The following is a 25,378-nucleotide window of genomic DNA, read 5'->3' as shown; positions in this document are numbered from 1 at the left end:
TCCCCCCAGGCATACCGCGTGTCCATCTGGGAAAAACTGGCCCAATGCCGGACACATCGCGCGGCCTTGCCCGCCCGTTCCCACGCCCAGAAGAAACTCGCCCCACCGGCCAAGCCCCGCTCAAGAATGACGTGCTGATCGTCGTAGCGATAAACCTCGCTTTCGCCGATGGCATTGGTCGCCGAAACCAACCGTCCCAGGTCGTCATAGGCGTAGGAAACAACGGTCTGCTCGGTCACCCACTCGAAGGGTTCACGCCCTTTGGCGCGCTGGACCTGATAGTCCACCGCGACGATGCGGCCAAATGCATAGCGCAGGAACAGCGAACGCCCGACACCGTTATCCAGCCGCTCGATGCGCCCCAAATAATCCCGGGAAATCCGCAGCCGGTTGTCGTACGCATCGCTGATGGAGACCAGCACACCGTCGCGAAAGTGATAAAAGCGCGACGCCTGGGCCAGCACCAGTTCATCCGGCGACGCGCCCAAATAGATGGCGGCTTCGGCCAGGCTATTGGTGATGGCAGGTCGAGCAACAGTCGGCAGTGGAAACCCAATCGAGCGATTCTCATGGTCCGTCCACACCACCGAATCGCCCGACACCGCAAGCCGATGCGCCAGCGAATGACTCCAGCCAAACCCCAACCCGCCATCCACTTCCACCGCACTGGTGCGGTACAACCGCGTCCACTCGAATGGCAAGATCCCATCCAACGTGCCGTCGGTGAGGGTGAGCAATTCCTCCCCGGTAACCATCGACACGGGGCAGCCGTTGGTGACGGTCTTATCCGAAGCCGCCGCCGCATCCCCGTTCGGATTTTTCCCCGAAACAGGCACATCATCCACAGGCTCTTTTTGCTTCAGCACCGCGTTCTGCCGCGCCCGCCAGCGCATCTGCAGCGTGCCTTGCTTCACCCCGCCGACCACGCCGCGAACCGCTACCGCCTTGTAGCGATCCACCGCCTGCATGAACTTCGTCAGAATCGCCAGCACGCTCTGAACAAAACCTACAGCCGCCTTAACAATCTGTGCGCCATACCTGGCCAGCCGCAGGCTCAAATACGCCACAGCCGCCGCCGGCAATGCGATGGTCAGCACCGCGCCAATCACCAGGTCAATCAGCAGCGACACCACAAACCCAGCGGCCACTTGCGCAATCTCACTGGGCGGCAATGCGTCCAACCAGATCATCGCCGTGCGCACCAGCAGGAACAGCGCCGCCTCATCACTGGCGAGCAACATCGCCTGTTCCATGACCTTGGGCGCATCGGTGGCGATTTGTGCGAGCTTGGTCGCTTCAGCCCCCAGCTGTTCGACGTACTTCAACGGGTCTTCAAGCATCGCCTGCACCAGCTGGATGCTGTCCCACACGTCCCGGATCGCGGCCCAACTGCCCGCCAGCACGCTGTTGCCAATCGCACTGGCCGTGGATTGCTGCCAATGCGGCTTGAAGCCTTGCCACTGTTCGCGAAGCCACCGCTCCAGGTCCTCCATCAGCCCGGCGTAGGAGGCGAAGAGCGCATCCACCTGCTCCCCGGAAACACCGCCCTGTACCCGCACCTGATAGCGCCCGCCCGCGGCGCAGTGGTGTGAGCCCTTGCCATGCTCATCCAGCATGACCCGCGTGGAACTGCCGTCATCCAGCCCGAGCACCTCGACTGGAATGTCGCCAATCGGCACGTCATACACCGAGTCGAATTTGCTCTCTATCTTCAGCTCGCCGCCCAGCTGGCACACGGCAACACTGCCGATAAAGTTCGGGTCGCTCATGCTCACGGTTGTCTGCGAGTCACCGACGCGCAACACCCGATCCATCCCCAGCAACGACGGCATATCTGCCGTATGGCTCACCGAATCCAGCGCCCGCGAATACCAGGCGCCCATCTGCTGGCGATAAGTCACCAGGCTCTGATGAAAGCCATCCAGCTCATGTTCGATAGAGGCAATGTGGGAAGCGTTGGTCATCCGTGACGTCTCGGCAGAGGGCAAGGCGTCGGAGTTTGCCGAAGTAAAAAGCGGCTGGATGAACGGTGGGGAAAATCAGAAAGGGCTTACGAAGGTCGCGTAATAGTCAGCCCCAAATCACAGTTGGGGGCTACTTTAAATGGCGATCATGCTGATCGAAGAGCAGTGCGCTGTGGTTCTTTAAGTTGGAAGCTCGGTTGAATAACGAAAGCCTGCTTTTCAAAGCAGGCTAATCGCGAATCTCGGCTGACTTACTTCTGGTGAGCCGTCAGCGCCGCATACCCATTCATCAAGTTGCGATAGTTAGGAATGCGCTGGGACAACAGATTGCCCAGGCCTTCGATATCGTTGCGCCAGTCGCGGTGCAGCTCACAGGCTACCGAGAACCAGTTCATCAACTGCGCACCGGCCTGGGTCATCCGGCTCCACGCCGCCTGCTGCACCGTGGTGTTGAACGTGCCGGAAGCATCGGTCACCACAAACACCTCAAAACCTTCCGCCAGTGCCGACAAGGTCGGGAACGCTACGCATACATCCGTGACCACGCCGGCGATGATGATCTGCTTGCGGCCGGTGGCTTTGATTGCCTTGACGAAGTCTTCGTTGTCCCAGGCATTGATCTGGCCGGGGCGGGCGATGTACGGCGCGTCCGGGAACATCTCTTTCAACTCCGGTACCAGCGGGCCGTTGGGGCCTTGTTCGAAGCTGGTGGTGAGGATGGTCGGCAGGTTGAAGAACTTGGCCAGGTCGGCCAGGGCCAGCACGTTGTTCTTGAACTCGTTGGGCGAGAAGTCCTGCACCAGGGAAATCAGGCCGGTCTGGTGGTCGACCAGCAGGACTACGGCGTCGTCTTTGTTCAAGCGGTTGTAGGTTGGAGTGCTCATGGTTGAATCCTTTTTTGTTCAGGTTGGTTGGGCGTTGCGTTCAACATGGGCACAGATTAATGGGTGGATGCTGGGGGATAAATCGGCTGGAATGGGTAATACCGTCAACTCAAAGGCGACAATTCATGGGTTGTCAGCAGGATTTGTCCTTTTGATGATCGAAAAAGTAAGTCAAAAAATCTCACGCGTGAGCTATTGAGTGTGGCAAAAAATGCCTGTAGATTTTCTCACGCGTGAGTTTTTCACAGCGAGGTCAGTACCATGGAAAGCAGCTCTCCATCGAGTCCGCCTAAAGGGCCCGATACCGATTCAGCAAGCCTCAAGGGAGAGCGCTTGAAGCCGTCCGCGAAAAAGCCATCGAGCTTTTACATGAAGCAGATGCGCGCAGGCCTGGCGGCCGCCGGCTACGTGAAACACGAGACTTGGGTGCTTCCCGAAAACCGAAGCCTGCTCAAGCAGATGGAGAAACAGCTTCGCCAGCCGATTCTGGCTGGCTCATTCATGTCGGAGAATTTCATGAGCGCAGGTACCAACTGGAATATCGATCGCCTCTTCACCGCTCTTCAGGCCCTGGATGACGTGGTGTCCAAGGACATTACGCTTTCTCTGGTTCAAGGCTCCGAGTCCAGCATCAAGCTGGAAATGAACGATTTCGGTGGCCTGCCGATTTACATCGCAGTGGTGGGCGAGCAGATCATCGTCGACACCGTTCTGGTCGATGTCGAGTCCATCAACGATGTCGCTAAATTCAATGACGCGGTGTTGCGCAGCCGGGAAATGTTCCCGCTGTCCTCCATCGGCATCGAGTCCATGCCTAACGGGCAAGTGGTCTACAACATGTTCGGTGCATTGAGCTCCGACTCCAGCCTGACCAATATCGTCACCGAGGTGAAAACCCTGGTCGACAACGTGCAGCGCGCCAGCGAAGCCTTCGAACGTTTCTTCAATTAAGTATTCGGGAGTATCCAATGACTCAGTCCATCTGGAGCAAATTGTTCACCGCGCTGCGTGGCGGTGCCAACGAAGTCGGCGAATCGATCGTCGACCAACAGGCCCTGCGCATCCTCGATCAGGAAATCCGCGATGCCGACACCGCGCTGGCCAACGCCAAGCGTGAGCTGGTGAGCATCATGGCCAAGCACAAACTGGCGACTGATCGCGTCAACGAGTACGACGCCAAGATCAAGGACCTGGAGTCCAAGGCCGTGGCTGCCCTGCAGGCCAATCGTGAAGACCTCGCCCTGGAAGTGGCCGAAGCCATCTCGACCCTGACCAACGAGCGGGATGTCGAGCATAAGCAAGCCACCGAGTTCGGTGGCTACGCGGAAGGCATGCGCAAGGACATCACCAAGGCCGAAAGCCGGATCAAAAGCCTGCGTCAGCAAGTGGACATGGCCAAGGCGCGCGACAGCGTACAGAAGGCCCAGGTCAGCGCCTCCATCGCCAGCGGCGGTGCCAACGGCAAGCTGGAAACCGCCGTCGGTACGCTGAATCGTTTGCAGGCCAAGCAGCAGCAACGCGCCGCCGAACTGCAAGCCCAGGATGAGCTGGCAGATGCATCGACCGGGACCGACCTGGAGCGCAAGCTGCGCGACGCCGGCATCACGCCGAACGAAGGCAGCGCCAATGCCATTCTGGAGCGTCTGAAGCAAAAATCGGCCGAGTAAGCAACGTCGCCGCAGGAAGGGCAGTGTCTGCCCTTCTTTTTTACGTCGAGGTCAGGATGGATGCCCTGAAGGGTTTCAAGACAATCGCAGGCCTGGCGCTGTTCATGGTCGCGCTGCAATTGCTCAATGCAGCGACCGGTTACAGCCTGATGACGTTCGGCCTGATCCCGAGGACGCTGCAGGGCCTGCCCGGCATCCTCACCTCGCCGTTTTTGCACGGGTCGTTTGCCCACCTGAGTGCCAACCTGATTGCCTTTGTGATCCTGGGCACCCTGGTGATGATCGAAGGGATCAATCGGTTTGTGACCGTCAGCGCGATCATCATCCTGCTGGGCGGGTCGCTGGTCTGGCTGTTCGGTTTTGCGGGTGTGCACGTGGGGGCCAGCGGCTGGGTGTTTGGGTTGTGGGCCTACCTGTTGTCTCGCGCCTGGTTCCACAGGAGCTGGAGCAACCTGATCACGGCTGGTGTCGTGGCGGTACTGTATGGCGGACTGGTCCTTGGCTTCCTGCCTCGCCAAGGCGTTTCCTTCGAAGGGCATCTGTTTGGTGCCTTCGCCGGATTTATTGCCGCCAAGGTACTTCTCTCTCAACCACGCAGCAGGTTTAATGCCGGCTGAACGCACTTGAGCACCCAGGGAGTCAGGGACGCAATGCCGATTTTTCTTTTGTTGCGCAGGTACGCCGCTTCCCTCTTTCACCGCTTCGGCTGGGCAGGCCTGGTGATTGCCTTGGGGGTACACCTGAGCACGGCTTATCTGGGCCTGGTGGTTCTGGGCGAACAACACCTCACCGCGCCCGCCACGTTTGTTTACTTCTATCTCACCACCACGCTGACCGTCGGCTATGGCGATCTATCGCCGCAGACCTCTTTGGGACGCTTGTTCGTGGCGACCTGGGTCATGCTCGGGGGCATTGCGCTGCTGACGGCGGCCATCGGCAAAACCACCAGCACTGTCATCGATGCATGGAGAAAAGGCATGAAGGGCAAAGGCGATTTCACCGGCAAAATCGGCCATACCGTGCTCATTGGCTGGGAGGGCGCGTCCAGTGAACGGGTCATCGAGTTGTTGCTGCAAGACGAAACCTCGAACGACAACCTGATCGTCATCTGCGATTGCACCCTTGAAGAAAACCCGATGCCGGGCAAGGCGGCCTTTATCCGTGGTGAGAGCTTGTCCTCCACAGCGCTGTTGCTGCGTGCCGGTGTGCCCGGTGCCGAGCGTGTGCTGGTGCGAACCCCATCTGACGATCTGACGCTGGCCACCGTGCTGGCGGTGAATCAATTGAATCCAGTCGGGCACGTGGTCGCCCACTTCAATGCAAGTGAGATCGCCGCACTGGCCAGTTCCTACGCCCCCAGCCTGGAATGCACCTCAAGCATGGCCATCGAAATGCTGGTGCGCGCCTCTCAGGACCCGGGCTCGTCGGTGGTCATTAATGAGCTGCTGTGCGTGGGGCAGGGGGCCACCCAATACCTGATGAGATTGCCCGAGGCGTTTGAAGCCACGTTCGGCGATCTGTACACCCAGATGAAAGAGCGCCACAACGCCACCCTCATCGGCTATCGCGCCAAAGGTGCCCCGCAACCGTCGATCAACCCGCCCAGCGCCACACGCGTTGAAGGCGGCGAACTCTTCTACATTGCCTCCACCCGCCTCAAGGAAATCTCCAATGGGATGGTTTAAACAGTTGATGGGGCTTGAGGCCCCGCAAGCGAATACACACTCGAAAGGCGCCGCCGAACCGCTGCCGACCACCGGGCCGCTTGGCCTGGCGCCGGGCAAAGGCGTGATATTCGACACGACCCTGAAGTTGTTGCTCGACGGGAAGACCACAGTGGTTATCCCCGGCTCCCAGGAAATCTGGAGTAACGGCACCGTTGACCTCGGGCAGTCGACCTGGCTGTCGCGCTACTACATGAACGACGAGGATTACTGGCTGCAGGTGCACACCACGGGCGACATCGCCGGGCAGGTCGAGTCTGTGATCCTGTTCAACTACCTGAGCTACGTCACTATCAGCAGCGAAGCTGAATTGCGCCGGCTGGCGGGGCCGCAGAGCCCGATCGGGTTGCCGACCTACACCCACAACGGCGTCGAATACACGCGCGTGTGGGGCAGCGAGGCTGGCCAGACGGAATTGGTGGCCATGAGCGAGCAGGTGATAAACCCCGAGGACTCCTACAGCGTCGAGCACCGTTCGATGCTATATGCCCGTGACACCGCCCTGACCGATCGCCGCGAGTTTCTGCTGTTCTCTGTCGAAGAAGACGCTGAAGGCACCGTCAGCCTGAGCACGTCGCTGGGCATTTCGCTGTACACAACCGACTTGAATGCGCTCTAAAAAAGGAAGAAGTCCATGCTAGAAGCTCTCTCCATCTCCCTGAACAAAGCCGCCGTGCTCGGGTTTGTCACCTACATCCTGGGGGCTGCCGTACTGTTTGCGCTGTTCCAGTTCATCTACACCCGCGTCACCCCGCACAAGGAATTCGAGCTGATCCGGGCGGGCAACGTTTCCGCGGCAGTCGCCCTGGGCGGCGCCATCGTCGGTTTCGCCATTCCGGCCAGCAACGTGATTGCTTATTCGATCAGCATCCTCGACTTCGTCGTCTGGGCGGTGATCGCAGCCGTCGTCCAACTCCTGGCGTTTCTGCTCACCAGCCTCGTGCTCAAAGGCACTTCCGAGCGCATCAAGAGAGGCGAGCTCGCAGCGGGCATCTATGTGGCGGCCGTGGCCATCAGCGTCGGCATGTTGAATGCCGCCTGCATGACACCTACCCAGAACTGATTGCGCACGGAGCTCCCGATGAAACGAAGCAAGTACGTCCAGCTTTCGCTGGCAGCGTCGGTCGCCATGGCGATATCCGGCTGCGGGCCGACGGAAAAAACCTACGATTTGCAGAAGAAGTACAACTTCCAGTCGGTGCAGCAATGCGCCGATGAAAAACTGCCGGTGGACGTCTGTTCGGACGCCTACATGACCGCCATGGCCGAGCATCGCCGCATCGCCCCGGTGTACGCCAGCCAGGCCGATTGCGATGCCGACTTTGTCGCCGGCTGGTGCCAGCTGGACTCCAATGGCCAGTTCATTCCCAAACTGGGCGGTTTCGAACTGACCGCCGAAGGCCAGGTGACACAATCCCAGGTAGACGCGGCCAACGCCCAGGCGGGTAACGCGCAGGCAAGCGGCGGCTCCGGCTTCTCCACCAGCAGCCTGCTGACCGGCCTGCTCATCGGCAATATGCTGAGCAGTAATCGCAACAGCTACCGCTCCGAGCCGGTGTATCGCTATCGCGATGATCGCGGTAACTACGGCAACTCCACGCTCAACCAGCGCGTCTCCAGTGGCGCGACGTTTGGCCGCTCGAATCAAGCCCGGTACGGCAGCAGCAATTACACCAACACGCTGCGCACCTCCAGCCAGTCGAGCTCCGTGGCGTCGGCCACCTCCCGTGGCGGCTTCGGCAGCAAGGCCAGCGCACGCAGCGGCTGGGGCGGTGGCGGGTCGAGCAGTTAAGGAAACCGGGCCATGAAGAAAATCCATTGTGCAGAACGTCATGACTGGAAACAGACGGCTGAAAACCTCGGCTTTCTGTTCCATACCATCGACAACGAACCCTACTGGGACGAGCGCGCGTATTACCAGTTCACGCTCAAGCAAATCGAGCACGACCTCGAAGACCCGACCACCGAGATCCACGACATGTGCATGGACCTCGTCGCCCGCGTGGTCCAGAGCGAAGAACTGCTCGAACGCCTGAGCATCCCTGCGCTCTTCTTCGACATGATCAAAACCTCATGGCTCGAAGGCCACCCGCACCTGTACGGGCGCATGGACTTCTCCTACAACGGCACCGGGCCTGCCAAACTGCTGGAACTCAACTACGACACACCCACCAGCCTCTACGAGGCGGCTGCGTTCCAATGGGGCTGGCTGGAGCAATGCATCGAACGCGGCCTGCTGCCCAAGCATGCCGACCAGTTCAACAGCATCGACACCAAACTGCACCAGGCCTTCGCGCAACTGCAGATCAACCAGCCGTTCTACTTCGCCTCGATGAAAGATTCGGTCGAAGACAAAGGCACCACCGACTACCTGCGCCTGGTCGCGGAAAAAGTCGGCATCGAATCGCGCCACATCGACATCGAAGACATCGGCCTGACCAGCGAAGGCCGCTTCGTCGACCTCCAGGACCGCTGGATTCCCCACCTGTTCAAACTGCACGCCTGGGAATTCATCTTCCACGAACCCTTCGGCGCCGCGATTGCCGAGAGCGACACACAGTTTTTTGAGCCTGCGTGGAAATCCATCATTTCCAATAAAGGCATCCTGCCGCTGCTGTGGGAATTCAACAAAGGCCACCCGAATCTGCTCGCGGCCCACCTGGATACCGAACCGGGTAAAGCTGTGCCGAAGGGATGGGTGCGCAAGCCATTCTTCTCGCGGGAAGGGGCGAATATCGAGCTGCAGACGGCTGATGGGCTGATCGTGAAAGAGGACGGTCCTTATACGGATGCGCCGTTTATTCTTCAGGAGTTCGCACCGCTGCCGCGGTTTGGGGACAGCTACACGTTGATTGGGTCTTGGGTGATTGGGGACCAGGCGGCGGGGATTGGGGTGCGGGAGGATAATAGTTTGATTACCAAGGATTCGAGCCGGTTTTTGCCGCATTTGATATTGGATTGAGAACCCTTCCTGGGGGGCTCAGGCTAACAGGCAGGGACTGTCACTTGTGGTGAGCGAGCTTGCCTCGCGCTGGACTGCGCAGCAGTCCCATTCTGGAACCGCCTCGCAATCAAACCCGCGACAGGCTCAGTGCTGATGCGCCGACAAGGTCGGGAACGCCACGCACAGTCTTACTGTTAACTCGAATCAGACAATACAAAGACCGGGATTTTCTGTCCGCTCGGGGTCGGTGCGAACGCCACCTTGAGCCGCTGTCCGATGCGTAGATGCCGAGGATTTTCACACTGGATGAGCGACAACAGGGTCGGCCCTTCATCCAGCGTCACGTAAGCCAGGCACTGCGCCGCGCTGTAGGTAAAGCTGTACAACGTGGCGTTGCCGCTGGCGGTGATCCAGTCGGTGGCCGCGGTGCCGGTGAACGGGCTGTGGTCGCGGGGGTAGTGGTAGGCTTGGCCGGTGTCCAGGCAGCGGCGCAGCAGCAGTTGGTCGTGGTTGGCCGCGTCCCAGAACGGCGCGCTTTCGGCGGTGATGTGTGGTGATGTCAGGTGCATATCAAAATCGCTCCAGAATAAGCGTGGCGCTTCCGTGCCGGGATCCCAGCAGGCCGCCGGTGCCGTGAGCCAGCGCCAGTGCGCAGTCGGGCCGCTGTACCGCCGGGTGTGCTTCGCCGCGTAGTTGGCGTACTGCTTCGATCAGCCTGGCCATGCCGCCGCGATGGCCGGGATGGTTGTTGCACAGTCCGCCACCGTCAGTGTTGACCGCCAACGGGCCGACACCACTGATCAGCTTGCCGTCGGCGACGAAGGCGCCCCCTTGACCGGCGGCGCAGAAACCCAGGTTTTCCAGCTGGATCAAAACCGTGATGGTGAAACTGTCGTACAGCGAGGCGTAGCGGATATCGCCGGGCTTGAGTCGTGCCTGGGCGAACGCATCGGCACCCGATTGCACGGCGGCGGAAGCCAGCAGGTCGAAGTAGCCGCCATTCAGATGGTTGATCGAATAACCTGCGCCGATGGGCGTAATCAATGGTCGCTTGAGCGAGCGGGCAATGGATGGGTGGGCGACCACCAGTGCGCCGCCGCCATCGCTGATCACGCAGCAGTCCAGGCGTCGCAAGGGCGCGGCGATGATGGGGGAGTTCAGTACGTCGTCCACGGTCACCCGCTGGCGCAACATGGCCTGGGGGTTGTGCTGGGCATGGTGCGACGCCGCGACTTTGATCCAGGCCAATTGCTCGGCGCTGGTACCGTACTGGTAGTGGTGACGCATCGCGCACATGGCGTACAGGTTGGTCACCGCGGCGCCGTAGGGTATTTCAAAGGGGGCTTCGCAGGTCGTTTGTGGTTGATCGCGGTGACTGGCGTCCGGGCGTTTGTGCTCGGCTCGCGGGCGCCCGGCCTGGGTGATCAACGCCACGCTGCAGCGCCTGTCGGCGATAGCGCGCGTGGCCTGGGCGACATGGTGAAGGTAAGACGATCCCCAACTTTCTGTGGTCTCCAGGTGCCGAGGCCGTATGCCTAGGTACTCGACCATGGAGAACGGCCCCACACCCGGCGCTTCCCAACCCGGCACGTCGCCGGCGCAGAAGTAGCCGTCGACATCGCTGAGGCTCAACCCCGCATCGGCCAGGGCGCCTCGGGCCACGTCCGCATGCAATTGCGCCAGGGAGCGGTCTACGGCATGCCGGATAGGATGTTCATAAGCGCCGACGATAAAGGCTTTGCCTCTCATGGCTGATGGCTCCGATTGGCGTACTCGATAAAAAACGCCAGCGCGTGCGGGTCGCGCATGGCACTCGGGTTGGCGACTTTTCGCGGGTCGTGGCCCATCATGATCCGGCGCACCGGCACTTCCATTTTTTTACCGGTGAGGGTCATGGGAATCAGTGGCACGGCGATGATGCAGTCCGGTACATGTCGCGGTGTACACGACAGGCGCAGGCACTCGCGCACCCGTTGTTGCAGCGCGTCGTCCAGTTCGGCGCCAGGTTGCAACTGCACGAACAGCGGCATGAAAAAACCACCTTCAGGCAGGTCCAGATTGACGATCAGCGCATCCTCGATTTGCGTGATCGGCTCCAGCGCGCGGTAGATTTCCGCGGTGCCGATCCTCACGCCAAAGCGGTTCAGGGTTGCATCCGAACGCCCCAGCACCTGACAGCCGCCACGCGCATTGAGCAGGAAAAAATCCCCATGGCGCCATACGCCGGACCAGGGCTGGAAATAGCTCTGCCGGTAACGCTCGCCTGTAGGATCATCCCAGAAGTACACTGGCATCGATGGCATGGGCGACGTAACTACCAATTCGCCGACCTGATCGAGTACCGGTTGGCCGTGTTCATCAAACGCATGGGCATCTACACCCAGTGCACGGGCCTGTATTTCGCCCGCATGCACGGGCAGTGTCGGCACGCCACTCACCAACCCGGAGCAGATATCGGTGCCACCGCTGCCCGTGGTCACCCACATATCGGCTTTCAGGTTGCGGTAAAACCAGGCATTGCATTGTGGTGAAACCGGCGAGCCAACGAGCATCACCGTGCGCAGCGCGCTCAGGTCGAAGTGCTCGCCGGGCACGATGGCCTGGCGGTTCATCAGTTCGATAAAGGTAGGGCTGGTGCCGAAGAAACTGGCGCGGCTGTCCTGCGCGATTTGCCACAGCGTATCGCTGGCCGGCCAGGTCGGGTGGCCGTCGTAGAGCACCGGGCACACGCCGCACAGCAGTGCGCTGAACAAGGTGTTCCACATCATCCAACCGGTGGTGGTGAAGATGAGCGCCGTATCGCCGGAACGGAAATCCAGATGCAGATGCAGGGCCTTCAATTGCTCCAGCAGGATCCCGCCGTGGCTTTGGACGATGGCTTTGGGCAGCCCCGTGGTACCGGAAGAAAACAGCACCCAGAGCGGGTGATCGAAAGGCAGTTGCTCGCAGTGGAAATCGGCCGCACGCACCGTAGGGCGCAGGTGCAGCGTGTGCCAGTCGAGGGCATTGGGCAGGGTGATCGGTTCATCGGGATACAGGGTCGGCAGCAGGATCAAATGCTCGATACTGCCCAGCTCGCACAGGATCCGCCGAACCTGCTCGCGCCGGTCGAAAACCTTGCCACCGTAGCGATAGCCATCCACCGCCAGCAGAACTTTGGGGGCCAACTGGCGCACCCGATCCAGCACGCCCTCCGCTCCGAAATCCGGCGAACAGCTGGCCCAGATCGCGCCAATGGCGGCACATGCGCACAGAGCGATCATCGTCTCGGGAACGTTGGGCAAGTAAGCCACCACCCGATCGCCCGGTACCACGCCCAGCTCGCGCAGGTACGTGGCCAGCGTGCGCACCTGACCTGCAAACTCCGCCCAGGGCAGGCCTTGCAGGGCGCAGGTCTCGCTGAGGTAGAGCAGCGCGTCGCCAGCCCGCTCGTTGCGCAAAATGTGTTCGGCAAAATTCAGCCGTGCACCTGGGAACCACTGTGCGCCCGGCATCGTACGTTGGCCGAGCACCGCCTGAGGAGGGCAGCTGGCCTGCACCTGGAAATGATCCCAGATGGATTGCCAGAAAGCGTCCAGATCGTTCACCGACCACTGCCAAAGCGCGGCGTAGTCAACAAAACTCAGGCCGCGCTCATGCTTGAGCCAATTCAGGTAACGGGTTAGGTAGGTGTGCTGGATATGCTCAGGGGAGGGTTGCCAAAGCCGTTGGCCCTGGACCACGTCGTTGAATGAAATTTTCACGATAAAAGACCTCTGACGTTATTGTTATTCGGGTCATGGGTGCTTATGCGTGGCGGACTGTAACGACAAATTGTACATCGTACAATTAAGTGGTTTTGAGGTTGTGTTGCGTAATTTTTCAGCGACGTGCAGCCAAGGTTTCCAGGCCGCAGAGGATGGTATCGACATAGAACGCAAAGCTTTCATCCAGTGCCGCGTGTATACCGTTTTGCCAACGCAGGCTGAAACCGCGATTGCTCAGTTGAGCCATATTCTGCACAAGGGTAGGGTGTTGCTCGGCATCGACGCACTGCAGGCTTTCTTGCACTTGGCACTGCCACGCCTCGGTGTTGTCTGGCAGCGGCGCAAACTCCAGAGTGGTGAAGCCTGCCAGCGCGGCGATAAACGTGTTGTAGGCGCCCGCCAAGCTCGGGCCACTGAAACCGGCCTGTTGCAGCGCCGCCAATACACCTTCCACCAAGGTGAAATCGGTGCGGGTGTTGGACACCAATTGCGCACCCAGCAACGGCGCGATATTCGGGTGCTCATGCACCGCGTTGTGGCAGTTGACCATCGCCGCCCGCAGATAATCCTGCCAATGCTCTTGGGGAGCCGGTGCTACATGTTCCAGGACTTTGGCCAGCACCTCACCCAGCAGCAATTCGCGCGACGAGACGTACCAATAGATGGCCGTTGGATAAACCCCCAGGTCGTTTGCCAGGTTGCGCAGGCTGCATTTCTCCAGGCCATCGCGGTCGATCAGCGCCAATGCGGCGGCGACGATGACGTCCTTGTTCAGTGGGTTTTCGGACGCTTCGCCAGTGGCCTTCTTACGCCTGCCTCGCGGGTTCGCGGTTTTGCTGGTCATGGTGGTGGGTTCCGGTTGAGCGACGGCGAAAGGATAGCCGGTCGCCGATTCGCTGTCGCTCTCGCGGAACGTACGTCAGTCGGCAGTCAACACCCCTCCATAGCGGTCCACGAATGACTGCGTCGCCGTCACCAGGAGGGTCAGTTCCCGCTCCGTCAATGGCAAGCTCAACACAAGCAGCCCACGGCGTGCGCTGTAAATGCCACATTCGAGCAGGTGAAAAAAGAACAAGTCCCGTAGGCTGTTTCGATCCGTTGGACTGTCTGCAGGCCGACGAATTGGCAAGGCTGTAGGATGCAGGTTCATCACCGAACCTTGCCCGGTAAATTGCATGGGCATGTGTGCCAGCACCTCGTTGAGTTGCCCGCGCAACAGATCGCCTCGGGCATTCAGTCTTATCGCCTCGGCGCGGGTATACACCTGCTCCAACCCCGCGATCCCCGCCGCCATGGTCAGCACATTGTTGTTGAAGGTGCCTGCATGGGAGAGGCTCCCCTGGCGCGGGTCGAATTGCGCCATGATGTCCCGTCGCCCGCCCAGCATCCCACACGGCATGCCGCCGCCCAGGTACTTGCCCAGGGTCATCAGGTCGGGCGTTACGCCGAGCTTTTCCTGCAAGCCGCCGGGGGCAAGGCGCGAGGTCATTACCTCATCGAAAATCAACAGCGCACCGTATGCCTGGCTCAACGCCCGCAACCCCTCGAGAAAACCGTCTTCGGCGCAGATACATCCGCCCGCGCCGAGCATCGGCTCCACCAGGATTGCGGCGCATTCGCCCGGATGCTCTGCCAGCAAACGCTCGACGCTGCACAAATCGTTGTAGTCGGCCATGTGCATCCGGTGCGGCACATTCATCTTCGTGGCCGGCCCGGCGAAGCTCAGCACGCCGCCGTGATAACCGCCGTTAAACGCTATGATTGCTTCGCGTCCCGTGTAGGCTTTTGCCGCCGCCAGCGCGAGTAAATTTGCTTCGGTGCCGGAATTGGTAAAGCGCGTCTGCTCGATACAGCCGAAACGCTCCACAATCAATGTCGCCAGGCGTGCCTCCAACTCATTGTGAGCACTGAGGTTAAGCCCGTTCGCCATTGCCTTGGTCAGCGCGTGGGTGATCACCGGATGGGAGTGTCCATACAGCGCTGCGGTGTACTCGGCCAAAAAGTCGATATAGCAATGACCGTCCACGTCGTCGAGAAAGCAGCCTTTCCCAGCCGACATCACCAATGGAAAGGGTTCATAAAACAGTACCGAGCGCGTGTTGCCGCCGGGCATCACCCGCGCCGCCCATTCCAACTGGCGTGCGCTGTTTGGGTTGGCACGGATGTAACGCTCAATGCAGTGGTCCAGCACACGGCTATCAGGCGCCCAAGACATCGTTCACCTCCGTCGTTGCAGAAGGTTTCGGATACACCAGCAACAGCAGCGCAAACCAGGCCGACGCCACATAGAACGCCGCTCGCGTCTCCGGATCGCGAATCACCAACACCGTCAGCACACCAAGAAAACCCAACACCACCACGCTGCTGACCCGGGCCCAGGGCAAGCGATATGCCACCTCCGGCGCTTCACCCCGTTGCACCTTGCGCCGATACGCCATGTGCGATGTGATGATCACCGCCCACACCCAAATCAGCAGGCCCAGTATCCCAGTGATCAGCAGGCTGAAAATGCTCTCTGGTATCAAGTAATTCAGCAGTACCCCCACCAGCAGAATGGCTGTCGACACCATCAGGCAACGCGCTGGCACTTGTCGCGGGCTCAACACCTGCAGCTGGCGCGGCGCCTGTTGAATGTGCGACAAAGCAAACAGCATGCGGCTGGTCGCAAACAACCCGGTATTGCACGACGACGCCAGCGCACTGATCACCACGAAATTGATGAGGCCCGCCGCCGCCCCCAGGCCAATGCTGTCGAACACCATCACGAACGGGCTTTGCGACGTATCAATCTGATTCCAGGGGTAGAGCGCCATGATCACCGCAGTCGACCCCAGATAGAAAATCGCCATCCGCCAAATGATGCTATTGATCGCCCGTGGCAACGTACGCTGCGGCTCGGCCGTCTCCGCCGCTACCAGGCCAATCACCTCAACCCCGGCAAACGTAAACGCCGCCACCGGAATCGCGTACCAGAAACCACTCCAGCCATTCGGAAAAAAGCCATCGTGGCGCCACAGGTTGGTGACGGAAGGTGTCGTCTGTGTCGATGTCTCCAACCCAAACACCAGAATCACCAGCCCCGCGCCGATCAGCCCGACAATCGTCAACACCTTGATCAACGCCAGCCAGAACTCCACCTCGCCAAACGTGCGCACCGCAAACAAATTGATCACCATCAGCACGCCCGTGGTGACCAACGCCGGAATCCACTGCGGCAACTCCGGGAACCAGTACTTCATCAACAGACCGATCCCCGTTACCTCCAACACCCCCACCAGGATCCAGATCATCCAATACGACCACCCCGTGATAAACGCCACCCGCGGCCCTAAAAACTCCTCCGCATACGTCGCAAACGACCCACTGCTGGGCCGATACAACGACAACTCCCCCAGCGCCCGCGCAATCAAATAAATCATCCCTCCACACAACGCATACGCCAGCAACAATGCCGGTCCCGCCGTGGCAATCGCCTTGCCCGACCCCAAAAACAAACCGGCCCCGATAATCCCGCCGATAGCGATCAACATGACATGGCGCTCCTTCAGTGATCGCGCCAAGCCGTGGTTGGATGGGTGAAACCTCATAGTGGACATCCGCATTCCTCAAGCTGCGTTTGCAGCGGTAGTGGGTGGTAGACCGGCTGGATGCCGGATTTATTGTACGGTGTTCAATAAGCAGGTTTTGGGCCAGCGGAGGAGGGAGGCGGGGAATTAGGGGTTAAACGGCTTGTTTAGATATGGATGTAGGACGTTTCATTTTGGGTTTATGGGATGGGGGGGAGCGCAGGAAGATGTCACCTGGGAACACAGGTGTGCGGGAGGGGAACACGGGGAGTGTGGTGTGATTTTCAAGGGCCAGCAGGGCGGATCGCTTTCATTTGCAGGACGTTTCCGAGAGAATCCCAGCGCATTGCACCAGCGGAATGCGTGACTAGGCTGCGGATCGTCACTGCCTATTCAGTGATCGGGTTTAGTCGCCCGGACCTCGCTAGGCGCAAGCGCCATCTCAAAGACATGTGTCTTCTCACCTGCACTTTATGGTGGCTGTGCGCAGGGCACCCTCGGGTGCGCCGGTGCCTAGCGGCCGGTCGACTAACCTGCGTACGGCCGCCACCACTGATTGTTTAGTCGCGAAAGGACGGTGGTAATCACTTACCGCTAGAGGTTTTGCTATGGATAACGTTATTTCAGATTCGCAGTCTTCGCGTGCAACCAATCCATTTGTCGTGAATGAAGAATTCAGCTTTGAGGATGCCTGGGGGCGTGTGGCTGAGTTGCTGCAGTGTGCGGTGGCTACTTCGCAGGTGCTTGGGGAGCTATTGAGTGCGCCGCAGAGAGCGGTGATGCATTTGGTGGAGATGGTGGCGGATCTGGCTGTGGAGTGTTTGCAGCCCGCGTAAGGCGACTGAGAGAAGGGCAGGGTATAGCAACCCGCTTTTGATTACTCAATTGTCCAATAGCTGTTGGACAATTGTGGGGACCGTCAGATATTAAAAAGCCGGCTTGTGGCCGGCTTCTCGCTGACCGCCTCAGCTTGTTTTTGACAAACCTCAGCAGCCTTCAAATCGCTCAGCCCACATTGCGTCGGGCTGAATAGTAGGGGCATCCGCGGGAAATCCTCCGCATCGCCGAGCAGGGTGGATCGCGCAACGCAACCCCCTGCCAAATGTGCGGCGCATGATACCCACATTCACTTCAGTTGCCCACCTCCGGATCCGATTTAGAGCCTTCCCAGCCCAATAAATGCTCATCCAGCGGTACCGGCGGTCGGCGGTTATTCAACGTGGACCACCAGAACACCCACCCCACAATCTGGAAGTTCTGCTCAAACCGTTGTTCGTGGGTCAGGTATTCATCCGGGTGTTCGCCGGCATTGTGGCTGCGCATGCGCAAGCCACCCCCTGGGCGGTTGTAGAGGTATTTGATGCGGAGCATTCCGTCGTGTTCGACGGCGTAGATTTCGCCGTCGATGATTTGGGTGCGGCCTTTGTCGATGGCGAGGGTGGCGCCTTGTTGGATGATGTCGATCATGCTGTTGTCGACCATGTAGGCGCCCAGCGCGCGGTCGGGATTGACGTTGAGGGTTTCGAGGGTGTGCAGGGAGACGCGGATGCGTTCGGTTGAGGTGAAGGTGGGGTGGAGGGGGATCTCCACGTCGATTTTTTCCGGGCGGCAGGCGGGGCCTGTGAGGTATTTGCCAGTTTCTTCGCGGGTGAGGAGTCCTTTCCTGGTGCCGGGGCCTTCCAGCAGGAAGTTGGCCGGTGGGTGTTTGGGGCCTTCGCCGGTGCGTAGCCAACGGCTGGAGATACACAGCAGTTCTGCGATCTCGTTGAGTCGGCCCATGGGTACACCGCGTTTGAACCAGTTGTTCACGTGTTGAGGCGTGACACCACGGTTCTTGGCGAAGTCGGAGGCGGAAAGATGAACTTCCCGTAATAGCGCTTTTAAGCGATCACCTGATGTATTCATAAACGCAGAGTTTACTGGCCGGAAAAATACATCAAATAAACCATGCGTTGAGTTGGGTCTGTAGGTTTTTGCTTAGTTGTAGCTCATTACTTCGGATTTTAAGTTGAATTAAACTAAGTTTTTAAAGTGTTGAACTTTTAGTTTAGTTTTTCCCACAAAAAAAGCCCCGAGTCATCGGGGCTTTTTCAATTGCCGAGGCAATGAGTAGCCGGTATCAGCCTTTGTAGGCCGCGACCGACTTCATGATTTCGGCGCGGGCGGCGTCTGCGTTGCCCCAACCGTCGATCTTCACCCATTTGCCTTTTTCGAGGTCTTTGTAGTTCTCGAAGAAGTGCTTGATCTGTTCCAGCAGCAGTGGCGGCAGGTCGGTGTATTCCTTCACGTCCACGTACAACTGGGACAGCTTGTCGTGTGGCACGGCGATCACTTTGGCATCGCCACCGCCGTCGTCGGTCATGTTCAGGATGCCGACCGGGCGAGCGCGGATGACCGAGCCAGGGGTAACCGGGTAAGGAGTTACGACCAGCACGTCGAGGGGGTCACCGTCGTCGGCCAGGGTGTTCGGGATAAAACCGTAGTTGGCCGGGTAGAACATCGGGGTGGCCATGAAACGGTCAACGAACAGGCAGTCGCTGTCTTTGTCGATTTCGTATTTGATCGGCGCGTGGTTGGCCGGAATCTCGATGGCGACGTAGATGTCGTTCGGCAGGTCTTTGCCAGCCGGAATCTTGCTGTAGCTCATTGGGCGTTGCCCCCGTAGTTGGCCATATGACATGGCCGGATTGGCCTAAAAGTGGCGGCGATTATAGGCATATTCTGACGGCGATGCCATGCGCCAGACGTCGTACGGTCATTCGCCTTGCGGCTGATAACGCGGGTCGTGCGCTTGCAGTCGGGTCAGGCGGGCCAAGGGATCCTGGCGATAAAAGCGGCTGAGTTGGGCGTACACCTGTGGATAACTGTTGACGAGTAAATCCGGGGCGCTGAAAAAATATTCGCTGGTGACCGCAAAGAACTCCGCCGGGTTTTCCGCCGCGTAGGGGTCTATCTCCGTCTCGGCATCGGGGTTGGCGTCCAGCTGGCGATTGAGGTCGTCATAAGCACCCTGCATCACGCTGGCCCACTCCTGCACGCGCATGTCGTGGTGCAGCGGCGGCAGGCCGTTGGCGTCGCCGTTGAGCATGTCCAGCTTGTGCGCCAGCTCGTGGATCACCAGGTTGTAGCCTTCCCACTGACCGCTGGCCAGTACGCCGGGCCAGGCAAGGATCACCGGGCCTTGCTGCCAGGCTTCGCCGCTGTGTTCGCCGTCCCACTCGTGTTCGATGCCGCTGCTGTCGCGATGGCGCTGAGGGCTGAGGAAGTCGTCGGGGTACAGCACGATTTCATGGAAGCCCTGGTACCAGTCGAGGTCGCCCAGGTTCATCAGCGGCAGTTGCGCCTGGGCGGCGAGCAGCAGGCGTTGTTCCTGGTGCAGCTCGACGCCGGGCAGGGCGGTGAGGTGTTTTTCGGCGAGGAACACCACGCAGGCTTCGCGCAGCCACTGGTCCTGCTCGGCGCTGATGCCGTCGAGGAAGGTCAGGTGGTGGCGCACCCGCTGCCAGGTGTCATCGGCAATCGGGTGCTTGGCCAGCAGGCGTCGGCGCCGCCAGGCGCTGAGGGACCACATGCCGGGTTACTGCGACTTGGCTTCTGAAGACGTGCGACCAAAGCGGCTGCGAAACACGCCAATGATCATCGGCACCAGCGACAGCAGGATGATGAACACCACCAGCAGCGAGAGGTTTTTCTTGATAAATGGCACGTTGCCGAAGAAGTAGCCCAGGGTCACCAGGCCGCCGACCCAGAGGATGGTGCCCAGCACACTGAAACCGAAGAAGCGTGCATAGGGCATTTTCGCGATGCCGGCAACGAACGGTGCAAAGGTGCGCAGGATCGGCAGGAAGCGCGCCAGGGTCACGGTTTTGCCGCCGTGCCTGTCGTAGAAGTCGTGGGTCTTTTGCAGGTAGTCGCGGCGGAAGATTTTCGAGTTCGGGTTGCTGAACAGGCGTTCTCCCGCCGTTCGCCCGATCACGTAATTGGTACTGTCACCGAGGATTGCCGCCAGCATCAGCAGCCCGCCCAGCAATACCGGGTCCATGCCACCGCCTGCTGCCACGGCGCCGGCGATAAACAGCAGCGAATCACCCGGCAGGAACGGCATGACCACCAGGCCGGTTTCGCAAAAGATAACCAGGAACAGAATGGCGTATATCCACGGACCATAATTGGTTACCAGCATGTCGAGGTACACGTCGAGATGCAGGATAAGGTCGAGCGGGTTGAAATCCATGGATGGCACCTGTGTGAACGGCCCGACTCGGCAGGCCTGTGCGGAAGCTCGGGTAATAAGGCTACACGTGTATGTAGTGTTTCTTACAACCCTGAAAGGTCCGCATTATACGGATTGAGAGGTGAAAAGCGTGTTGGTTTTGTAGCGGGGGATGTCGCGGTGCACGGTGCACAGATCGCCAGAAAGGCACTGTGGGAGCGAGTTTGCTCGCGAAAGCATTCGGTCAGTTATAAATAGTCTGACTGACAAACCGCTATCGGGGGCAAGCCCCCTCCCACAAGGTGTCCATGGTGTCAGGGCGTCAGTCTTCGCTGATCGGCAAGGTATAGTTCTTGAACTCGGTGTCTTCACGAAACCCGATGGACTCGTACGTCTTCTGCGCCACTTGGTTATCACTGCTGGTCGATACCCGCAGCCGCACCGCGTGGGTTTCCTTGGCCATTTTCTTCGCCGTGCGCATCAGGTTATCCGCCACCAGTTGCCGGCGCGCGTCTTCGGCCACATAGATGTCGTTGAGGATCCACACGCGTTTAAGCGACAGCGAGGAAAAGCTCGGGTAAAGCTGGCAAAACCCGAGCAGGCGTTTGTCGTCGTCATCGGCCAGGGCCAGGTAGATCACCGACTCCTTGCGGCGCAGGCGCTTTTCCAGGAAGGCCCGTGACGAATCCGGAAAGGGCAGGGCCCCGTAGAACTCGCGGTACTTGACGAACAACGGGGTCAACAGGTCCAGGTGTTCCAGGGTCGCTTGAGTAATCCGCATGCCAGGCCTCAACTTCCAAATGGGGTATGACCACACGAGCGGCCGTGACTTGATGCTGCCTAAAGGCGCGAAAAAGCGCAATCGTGCCGGGATCAGTCGGTGGGTGGGCTGAGCAGGAAATTGCCCTTCATCAGGTCCGGGTCGTCGGATTCAAGGGTCTGAACCTGCGCCTCGTCCTTCAGGTTGACCCCCGACAGCTGCCGGCGACACGCCTCTCGCATCAAGTACAGCAGGCGATGGGCCGCCATGCCATAGCTCAGTCCTTCCAGGCGCACATTGGAGATGCAGTTGCGATAGGCATCGGTGAGGCCGACCTTGGGGTTGTAGGTGAAGTACAGCCCCAAACTGTCCGGCGAACTGAGCCCCGGCCGTTCACCGATGAGGATCACCACCATCTTGGCGCCGAGCAGTTGCCCGATTTCATCCGCGACCGCCACGCGGCCCTGTTCCACCAGGATCACCGGCGACAAGGACCACCCTTCGGCGTGGGTCTGTTCTTCCATGCGCGTAAGAAACGGCAGCGTATGTTTATGCACTGCCAGCGCCGACAGACCGTCCGCCACCACGACCGCCAGGTCCATGCCGCCGGGATGCGCAGCCGCGTAATCCCGCAGGCGCTGGGCCGACTCGTCACTCAGGCGCCGCCCCAGATCCGGGCGTTGCAGGTAGCTGTGCCGGTCGGTTGCGGCACTGTGCAGCAACAGGCTATCGCGCCCACGTTCGGCCAGTTGACTGCTCAGGCCGCCGTGATCGAAGGGCAGGTGCACCGCGTCCCGTGCCTGGGCGTGGGCAAATTGGAAATCAAGTTGGGCGTTGGTGGGAATGCTGGTGCCGGTGCGGCCCAGGGCAATTCGCGCCGGGGTCAGGCGGCGCAGTTCCAGCCACGGGTTTTCAGGCAGGTCGAGTTGCACAGGCGGCTCCTTCATCCCAATTGCGCCAGGGCGTGGCGAAACGCCGGTGGCAGGCTGTTGCCGAAGCGCACCTTGCCGTCGGCTTGCGTAAAGATGCCCATTTTGGCCAGCCACTGTTCAAACTCCGGCGCCGGCTTTAAACCCAATGTCTGGCGAGCGTACAAGGCGTCGTGGAACGAGGTGGTCTGGTAGTTGAGCATGATGTCGTCGGAGCCGGGGATGCCCATGATGAAGTTGATCCCGGCGACGCCCAGCAGGGTCAGCAGGGTGTCCATGTCGTCCTGGTCGGCTTCGGCGTGGTTGGTGTAGCAGATGTCGCAGCCCATGGGCACGCCCAGCAGCTTGCCGCAGAAGTGGTCTTCAAGGCCGGCGCGGATGATCTGCTTGCCGTTGTACAGGTACTCGGGGCCGATAAAGCCGACCACGGTGTTCACCAAAAATGGCTTGAAGTGCCGGGCCACCGCATAGGCGCGGGTTTCGCAGGTTTGCTGGTCGACGCCAAAATGCGCGTTGGCCGACAAGGCGCTGCCCTGGCCGGTTTCGAAATACATCAGGTTCTGGCCCAAGGTGCCCCGGTTCAGGCTCAAGCCCGCCTCGTAACCTTCCTGCAGCACGCTCAGGCTGATGCCGAAACTGGCATTGGCCGCCTCGGTGCCGGCAATCGACTGGAACACCAGGTCCAGCGGCACGCCGCGGTTGATGGCTTCGATGGAAGTGGTGACGTGGGTCAGCACACAGGCCTGGGTGGGGATTTCGTAGCGCTGGATGATTGCGTCGAGCATCTCCAGCATGGCGCAGATCGAGGCGATGCTGTCGGTGGCCGGGTTGATGCCGATCATGGCGTCGCCGTTGCCGTAGAGCAGGCCGTCGAGAATGCTCGCAGCGATGCCCGCCGGCTCGTCGGTCGGGTGGTTGGGTTGCAGGCGGGTCGACAGGCGCCCGCGCAGGCCCAGGGTGCCGCGAAACCGGGTGACCACCCGGATCTTCTGCGCCACCAGGACCAGGTCCTGCACCCGCATGATTTTGGACACGGCCGCGGCCATTTCCGGTGTCAGCCCCGGCGCCAATGCGCGTAGGGATTGTTCATCGGCGGCGTCGCTGAGCAGCCAGTCGCGCAGGCCGCCGACGGTCAGGTGGCTGACCACGGCGAAAGCCTGCTTGTCGTGGGTGTCGATGATCAGCCGCGTGACTTCATCGCTTTCATAGGGGATCAGCGCTTCTTCGAGGAAGTGCTTGAGCGGAATATTGGCCAAGGCCATTTGCGCCGCCACCCGCTCACCGTCGTTCTGCGCGGCGACGCCGGCGAGGAAATCCCCGGAGCGGGCGGGGCTGGCCTTGGCCATCACGTCCTTGAGGCTGTCGAAGCGGTAGGTCTGTGCACCGACCGCGTGGGAAAAGCTTGCCATACAGTGTCTCCTTGACGACGCGGGCAGGAGAGGAACCCGCGTCGAGGTTTACGGCAGTTAGTGCAAGGCGGCCTCTGCGGCCTGGATCGCGGCGAATTCTTCTTCGGGCGTGCCTGCTACCAAGTGATGCCGGCTGTAGAAAGCAAAGTAAGCAATTAATACTCCATAGATGATCGCGGCGCCAATCACCACCCGTGGATCCACCAAAAAGCCCGCAACGACGGCCACGCAGGCCAGCACCAGGGCGACACCGGACGTGAAGATGCCGCCCGGCGTGCGATAAGGCCGGTCCATTTTGGGGCGACGGATGCGCAGGGTGATGTGCGCGGCCATCATCAGCACGTAGGAAATGGTCGCGCCAAACACGGCCACAAGAATCAACAAATCCCCTTGGCCGGTCAGCGACAGGCCGAAGCCGATAATCCCGGGGATCACCAGCGCCAGTACCGGGGCCTTGCTCTTGTTGGTCTGGGACAGTTTGCGTGGCAGGTAGCCGGCACGGGACAAGGCGAAGATCTGCCGCGAATAGGCGTAGATAATCGAGAAAAAGCTCGCGATCAAGCCGGCCAGGCCGACCAGGTTGACGAAACTGCCCATCCAGGTCGAACCGCCATAGGACAGCGCCAGCGCTTCCACCAGCGGGTTACCGGATTTGACCAGCGCGTAGGTGCCCGCGCCGCCCGGTGCGATCACCAGGATCAACAGGGCAAAGCTGGTCAGCACCACAATGGCGCCGATCAGGCCCCGGGGCAGGTCGCGCTTGGGGTTCTTGGTTTCTTCGGCGGCCAGTGGCACGCCTTCTACGGCGAGGAAAAACCAGATCGCATAAGGGATCGCCGCCCACACGCCAACATAGCCAAATGGCAGGAAGGTGCTGGCGCCCTTGGCCTCGGTCACCGGAATATCCAGCAGGTTGGCGACATTGAAGTGCGGCACCATCGACACCAGGAACACGCCCAGCGCAATCGCGGCAATGGCGGTGATCACGAACATCAGCTTCAAGGCTTCGCCGACGCCAAAGATATGGATGCCGATAAAGATGATGTAGAACGCCAGGTAAATCATCCAGCCGCCGATGCCGAACAGCGACTCGCAATAGGCGCCGATAAACACTGCGATGGCGGCGGGGGCGATGGCGTATTCGATCAGGATGGCGGTGCCCGTCAGGAACCCGCCCCAGGGCCCGAAGGCACTGCGGGCAAAACCGTAGCCACCGCCGGCGGTGGGGATCATGGAAGACAGTTCGGCCAGGGAAAAGCACATGCACAGGTACATGGTGGCCATCAGCAATGTGGCGAGGAACATCCCGCCCCAGCCACCCTGGGCCAGGCCGAAGTTCCAGCCGGCGTAGTCGCCGGAGATGACGTAGGCAACGCCAAGGCCAACCAGCAGGACCCAGCCGGCGGCGCCTTTTTTCAGTTCGCGTTGTTGGAAGTATTGGGAGTCGACTTTTTCGAAGTCGACAGAAGATCCAGTCGGTTCGCTAGGCATGGGAAAGTACCTTTCATTGTTATTGTTTTTTAACTCGGCCTCTGTGTGCCGAATGCAATTGGCAAGTACTTGTGGAGAGCT

Annotated in this window: 26 protein-coding genes; 10 read left to right on the top strand and 16 right to left on the bottom strand. The window is 60.0% G+C overall.

The window, feature by feature from the left end; genetic code table 11:
- On the bottom strand, positions 1-1,964 hold a 1,964-nt coding region (locus BB029_RS04750; RefSeq protein ID WP_168166794.1), incomplete at its 3' end, for an RHS repeat domain-containing protein.
- 251 nt (positions 1,965-2,215) lie between these two features.
- Positions 2,216-2,848 carry an isochorismate family cysteine hydrolase YcaC gene (gene ycaC, locus BB029_RS04745; protein ID WP_027605204.1) on the bottom strand — a complete coding sequence of 211 codons (633 nt, stop codon included), beginning with the start codon at positions 2,846-2,848 and terminating at the stop codon, positions 2,216-2,218.
- Between ycaC and BB029_RS32735 the strand changes: the two genes are divergently transcribed.
- The 9 genes from BB029_RS32735 (at position 2,847) to BB029_RS04705 (ending at position 9,201) form a co-directional block, all read left to right on the top strand.
- A complete protein-coding gene (locus BB029_RS32735; RefSeq protein ID WP_141696507.1) occupies positions 2,847-3,047 on the top strand; it encodes a hypothetical protein in 201 nt (66 codons plus the stop codon). The genes ycaC and BB029_RS32735 overlap by 2 nt on opposite strands.
- Before the next feature lie 170 nt (positions 3,048-3,217).
- A complete protein-coding gene (locus BB029_RS04740; protein WP_027605205.1) occupies positions 3,218-3,799 on the top strand; it encodes a YjfI family protein in 582 nt (193 codons plus the stop codon).
- A 17-nt stretch (positions 3,800-3,816) separates the two neighbouring features.
- Positions 3,817-4,515, top strand: coding sequence for a PspA/IM30 family protein (locus BB029_RS04735; protein ID WP_027605206.1), 699 nt, complete (start codon positions 3,817-3,819; stop codon positions 4,513-4,515).
- 56 nt (positions 4,516-4,571) lie between these two features.
- Positions 4,572-5,132: a rhomboid family intramembrane serine protease gene (locus BB029_RS04730; protein ID WP_065938387.1), complete on the top strand. Its 561-nt coding sequence runs from the start codon at positions 4,572-4,574 to the stop codon at positions 5,130-5,132.
- 33 nt (positions 5,133-5,165) lie between these two features.
- On the top strand, positions 5,166-6,200 hold the full coding sequence (locus BB029_RS04725; protein WP_065924897.1) for an ion channel: 1,035 nt from the start codon (positions 5,166-5,168) through the stop codon (positions 6,198-6,200).
- Positions 6,187-6,858 (top strand): DUF2491 family protein, encoded by a 672-nt coding sequence (locus BB029_RS04720; protein ID WP_065938386.1) that lies wholly within the window; start codon positions 6,187-6,189, stop codon positions 6,856-6,858. The genes BB029_RS04725 and BB029_RS04720 overlap by 14 nt, the downstream gene beginning before the upstream one ends.
- 15 nt (positions 6,859-6,873) lie before the next feature.
- Entirely contained in the window at positions 6,874-7,302 is a 429-nt protein-coding gene (locus tag BB029_RS04715; protein ID WP_027605210.1) for a DUF350 domain-containing protein, read from the top strand.
- Between the two features lie 18 nt (positions 7,303-7,320).
- Entirely contained in the window at positions 7,321-8,031 is a 711-nt protein-coding gene (locus BB029_RS04710) for a DUF1190 domain-containing protein (RefSeq protein ID WP_027605211.1), read from the top strand.
- Positions 8,032-8,043: 12 nt separating this feature from the next.
- Positions 8,044-9,201: a glutathionylspermidine synthase family protein gene (locus BB029_RS04705; RefSeq protein WP_065938385.1), complete on the top strand. Its 1,158-nt coding sequence runs from the start codon at positions 8,044-8,046 to the stop codon at positions 9,199-9,201.
- Between the two features lie 176 nt (positions 9,202-9,377).
- On the opposite strand, the gene BB029_RS04700 is transcribed toward BB029_RS04705, so the two are convergent.
- The 6 genes from BB029_RS04700 to BB029_RS04675 form a co-directional block, all read right to left on the bottom strand.
- The gene (locus BB029_RS04700; protein ID WP_065938384.1) at positions 9,378-9,752 is read right to left on the bottom strand and encodes a Zn-ribbon domain-containing OB-fold protein; all 375 of its coding nucleotides are present in this window, start codon (positions 9,750-9,752) and stop codon (positions 9,378-9,380) included.
- A 1-nt stretch (position 9,753) separates the two neighbouring features.
- On the bottom strand, positions 9,754-10,932 hold the full coding sequence (locus BB029_RS04695; protein ID WP_065938383.1) for a thiolase domain-containing protein: 1,179 nt from the start codon (positions 10,930-10,932) through the stop codon (positions 9,754-9,756).
- Positions 10,929-12,926 carry an acetoacetate--CoA ligase gene (locus BB029_RS04690; protein ID WP_141696506.1) on the bottom strand — a complete coding sequence of 666 codons (1,998 nt, stop codon included), beginning with the start codon at positions 12,924-12,926 and terminating at the stop codon, positions 10,929-10,931. Before BB029_RS04690 ends, BB029_RS04695 begins: the two co-directional genes overlap by 4 nt.
- 118 nt (positions 12,927-13,044) lie before the next feature.
- Entirely contained in the window at positions 13,045-13,773 is a 729-nt protein-coding gene (locus tag BB029_RS04685; RefSeq protein ID WP_065938382.1) for a TetR/AcrR family transcriptional regulator C-terminal domain-containing protein, read from the bottom strand.
- A 75-nt stretch (positions 13,774-13,848) separates the two neighbouring features.
- Positions 13,849-15,144: an aspartate aminotransferase family protein gene (locus tag BB029_RS04680; RefSeq protein ID WP_065938381.1), complete on the bottom strand. Its 1,296-nt coding sequence runs from the start codon at positions 15,142-15,144 to the stop codon at positions 13,849-13,851.
- On the bottom strand, positions 15,128-16,459 hold the full coding sequence (locus tag BB029_RS04675; protein WP_256558128.1) for an amino acid permease: 1,332 nt from the start codon (positions 16,457-16,459) through the stop codon (positions 15,128-15,130). Before BB029_RS04675 ends, BB029_RS04680 begins: the two co-directional genes overlap by 17 nt.
- Positions 16,460-17,103: 644 nt before the next feature.
- Here BB029_RS04675 and BB029_RS04670 point away from each other — a divergent pair.
- Positions 17,104-17,331 (top strand): hypothetical protein, encoded by a 228-nt coding sequence (locus tag BB029_RS04670; RefSeq protein ID WP_065938379.1) that lies wholly within the window; start codon positions 17,104-17,106, stop codon positions 17,329-17,331.
- 295 nt (positions 17,332-17,626) lie between these two features.
- Here the strand turns inward: BB029_RS04670 and BB029_RS04665 are convergent, their stop codons facing one another.
- The 8 genes from BB029_RS04665 to eat all read right to left on the bottom strand — a co-directional run bounded on the left by BB029_RS04665 (position 17,627) and on the right by eat (position 25,297).
- Positions 17,627-18,400: a S24 family peptidase gene (locus BB029_RS04665; protein ID WP_065938378.1), complete on the bottom strand. Its 774-nt coding sequence runs from the start codon at positions 18,398-18,400 to the stop codon at positions 17,627-17,629.
- Positions 18,401-18,614: 214 nt separating this feature from the next.
- Positions 18,615-19,142: an inorganic diphosphatase gene (gene ppa, locus BB029_RS04660; RefSeq protein WP_003176323.1), complete on the bottom strand. Its 528-nt coding sequence runs from the start codon at positions 19,140-19,142 to the stop codon at positions 18,615-18,617.
- A gap of 108 nt (positions 19,143-19,250) precedes the next feature.
- Positions 19,251-20,066: a zinc-dependent peptidase gene (locus BB029_RS04655; RefSeq protein WP_065938377.1), complete on the bottom strand. Its 816-nt coding sequence runs from the start codon at positions 20,064-20,066 to the stop codon at positions 19,251-19,253.
- 6 nt (positions 20,067-20,072) lie between these two features.
- On the bottom strand, positions 20,073-20,729 hold the full coding sequence (locus BB029_RS04650) for a DedA family protein (protein ID WP_027605215.1): 657 nt from the start codon (positions 20,727-20,729) through the stop codon (positions 20,073-20,075).
- Positions 20,730-21,030: 301 nt separating this feature from the next.
- Entirely contained in the window at positions 21,031-21,489 is a 459-nt protein-coding gene (locus BB029_RS04645) for an N-acetyltransferase (protein ID WP_053138152.1), read from the bottom strand.
- 92 nt (positions 21,490-21,581) lie between these two features.
- Positions 21,582-22,415, bottom strand: coding sequence for an ethanolamine ammonia-lyase subunit EutC (gene eutC, locus BB029_RS04640; RefSeq protein WP_065938376.1), 834 nt, complete (start codon positions 22,413-22,415; stop codon positions 21,582-21,584).
- Positions 22,412-23,806 carry an ethanolamine ammonia-lyase subunit EutB gene (locus BB029_RS04635; protein ID WP_027605218.1) on the bottom strand — a complete coding sequence of 465 codons (1,395 nt, stop codon included), beginning with the start codon at positions 23,804-23,806 and terminating at the stop codon, positions 22,412-22,414. The genes eutC and BB029_RS04635 overlap by 4 nt, the downstream gene beginning before the upstream one ends.
- 57 nt (positions 23,807-23,863) lie before the next feature.
- A complete protein-coding gene (eat, locus tag BB029_RS04630) occupies positions 23,864-25,297 on the bottom strand; it encodes an ethanolamine permease (protein ID WP_024077594.1) in 1,434 nt (477 codons plus the stop codon).
- Between the last annotated feature and the right edge of the window lie 81 nt (positions 25,298-25,378).

The sequence above is a fragment of the Pseudomonas sp. S3E12 genome (assembly GCF_001702295.1).
GTDB lineage: Bacteria > Pseudomonadota > Gammaproteobacteria > Pseudomonadales > Pseudomonadaceae > Aquipseudomonas > Aquipseudomonas marginalis.
Note: the sequence above shows the minus strand (reverse complement) of the source record. Positions and strands in the feature narration are given on the sequence as shown.

Excerpts from the sequence above, each read along its gene's own strand:
- BB029_RS32735 (WP_141696507.1), top strand. The coding sequence starts at position 2,847 with ATGGTTGAATCCTTTTTTGTTCAGGTTGGTTGGGCGTTGCGTTCAACA.
- ycaC (WP_027605204.1), bottom strand. The coding sequence starts at position 2,848 with ATGAGCACTCCAACCTACAACCGCTTGAACAAAGACGACGCCGTAGTC.
- BB029_RS04740 (WP_027605205.1), top strand. The coding sequence starts at position 3,218 with ATGAAGCAGATGCGCGCAGGCCTGGCGGCCGCCGGCTACGTGAAACAC.
- BB029_RS04735 (WP_027605206.1), top strand. The coding sequence starts at position 3,817 with ATGACTCAGTCCATCTGGAGCAAATTGTTCACCGCGCTGCGTGGCGGT.
- BB029_RS04730 (WP_065938387.1), top strand. The coding sequence starts at position 4,572 with ATGGATGCCCTGAAGGGTTTCAAGACAATCGCAGGCCTGGCGCTGTTC.
- BB029_RS04725 (WP_065924897.1), top strand. The coding sequence starts at position 5,166 with ATGCCGATTTTTCTTTTGTTGCGCAGGTACGCCGCTTCCCTCTTTCAC.
- BB029_RS04720 (WP_065938386.1), top strand. The coding sequence starts at position 6,187 with ATGGGATGGTTTAAACAGTTGATGGGGCTTGAGGCCCCGCAAGCGAAT.
- BB029_RS04715 (WP_027605210.1), top strand. The coding sequence starts at position 6,874 with ATGCTAGAAGCTCTCTCCATCTCCCTGAACAAAGCCGCCGTGCTCGGG.
- BB029_RS04710 (WP_027605211.1), top strand. The coding sequence starts at position 7,321 with ATGAAACGAAGCAAGTACGTCCAGCTTTCGCTGGCAGCGTCGGTCGCC.
- BB029_RS04705 (WP_065938385.1), top strand. The coding sequence starts at position 8,044 with ATGAAGAAAATCCATTGTGCAGAACGTCATGACTGGAAACAGACGGCT.
- BB029_RS04700 (WP_065938384.1), bottom strand. The coding sequence starts at position 9,752 with ATGCACCTGACATCACCACACATCACCGCCGAAAGCGCGCCGTTCTGG.
- BB029_RS04695 (WP_065938383.1), bottom strand. The coding sequence starts at position 10,932 with ATGAGAGGCAAAGCCTTTATCGTCGGCGCTTATGAACATCCTATCCGG.
- BB029_RS04685 (WP_065938382.1), bottom strand. The coding sequence starts at position 13,773 with ATGACCAGCAAAACCGCGAACCCGCGAGGCAGGCGTAAGAAGGCCACT.
- BB029_RS04680 (WP_065938381.1), bottom strand. The coding sequence starts at position 15,144 with ATGTCTTGGGCGCCTGATAGCCGTGTGCTGGACCACTGCATTGAGCGT.
- BB029_RS04675 (WP_256558128.1), bottom strand. The coding sequence starts at position 16,459 with ATGTTGATCGCTATCGGCGGGATTATCGGGGCCGGTTTGTTTTTGGGG.
- BB029_RS04670 (WP_065938379.1), top strand. The coding sequence starts at position 17,104 with ATGGATAACGTTATTTCAGATTCGCAGTCTTCGCGTGCAACCAATCCA.
- BB029_RS04665 (WP_065938378.1), bottom strand. The coding sequence starts at position 18,400 with ATGAATACATCAGGTGATCGCTTAAAAGCGCTATTACGGGAAGTTCAT.
- ppa (WP_003176323.1), bottom strand. The coding sequence starts at position 19,142 with ATGAGCTACAGCAAGATTCCGGCTGGCAAAGACCTGCCGAACGACATC.
- BB029_RS04655 (WP_065938377.1), bottom strand. The coding sequence starts at position 20,066 with ATGTGGTCCCTCAGCGCCTGGCGGCGCCGACGCCTGCTGGCCAAGCAC.
- BB029_RS04650 (WP_027605215.1), bottom strand. The coding sequence starts at position 20,729 with ATGGATTTCAACCCGCTCGACCTTATCCTGCATCTCGACGTGTACCTC.
- BB029_RS04645 (WP_053138152.1), bottom strand. The coding sequence starts at position 21,489 with ATGCGGATTACTCAAGCGACCCTGGAACACCTGGACCTGTTGACCCCG.
- eutC (WP_065938376.1), bottom strand. The coding sequence starts at position 22,415 with ATGAAGGAGCCGCCTGTGCAACTCGACCTGCCTGAAAACCCGTGGCTG.
- BB029_RS04635 (WP_027605218.1), bottom strand. The coding sequence starts at position 23,806 with ATGGCAAGCTTTTCCCACGCGGTCGGTGCACAGACCTACCGCTTCGAC.
- eat (WP_024077594.1), bottom strand. The coding sequence starts at position 25,297 with ATGCCTAGCGAACCGACTGGATCTTCTGTCGACTTCGAAAAAGTCGAC.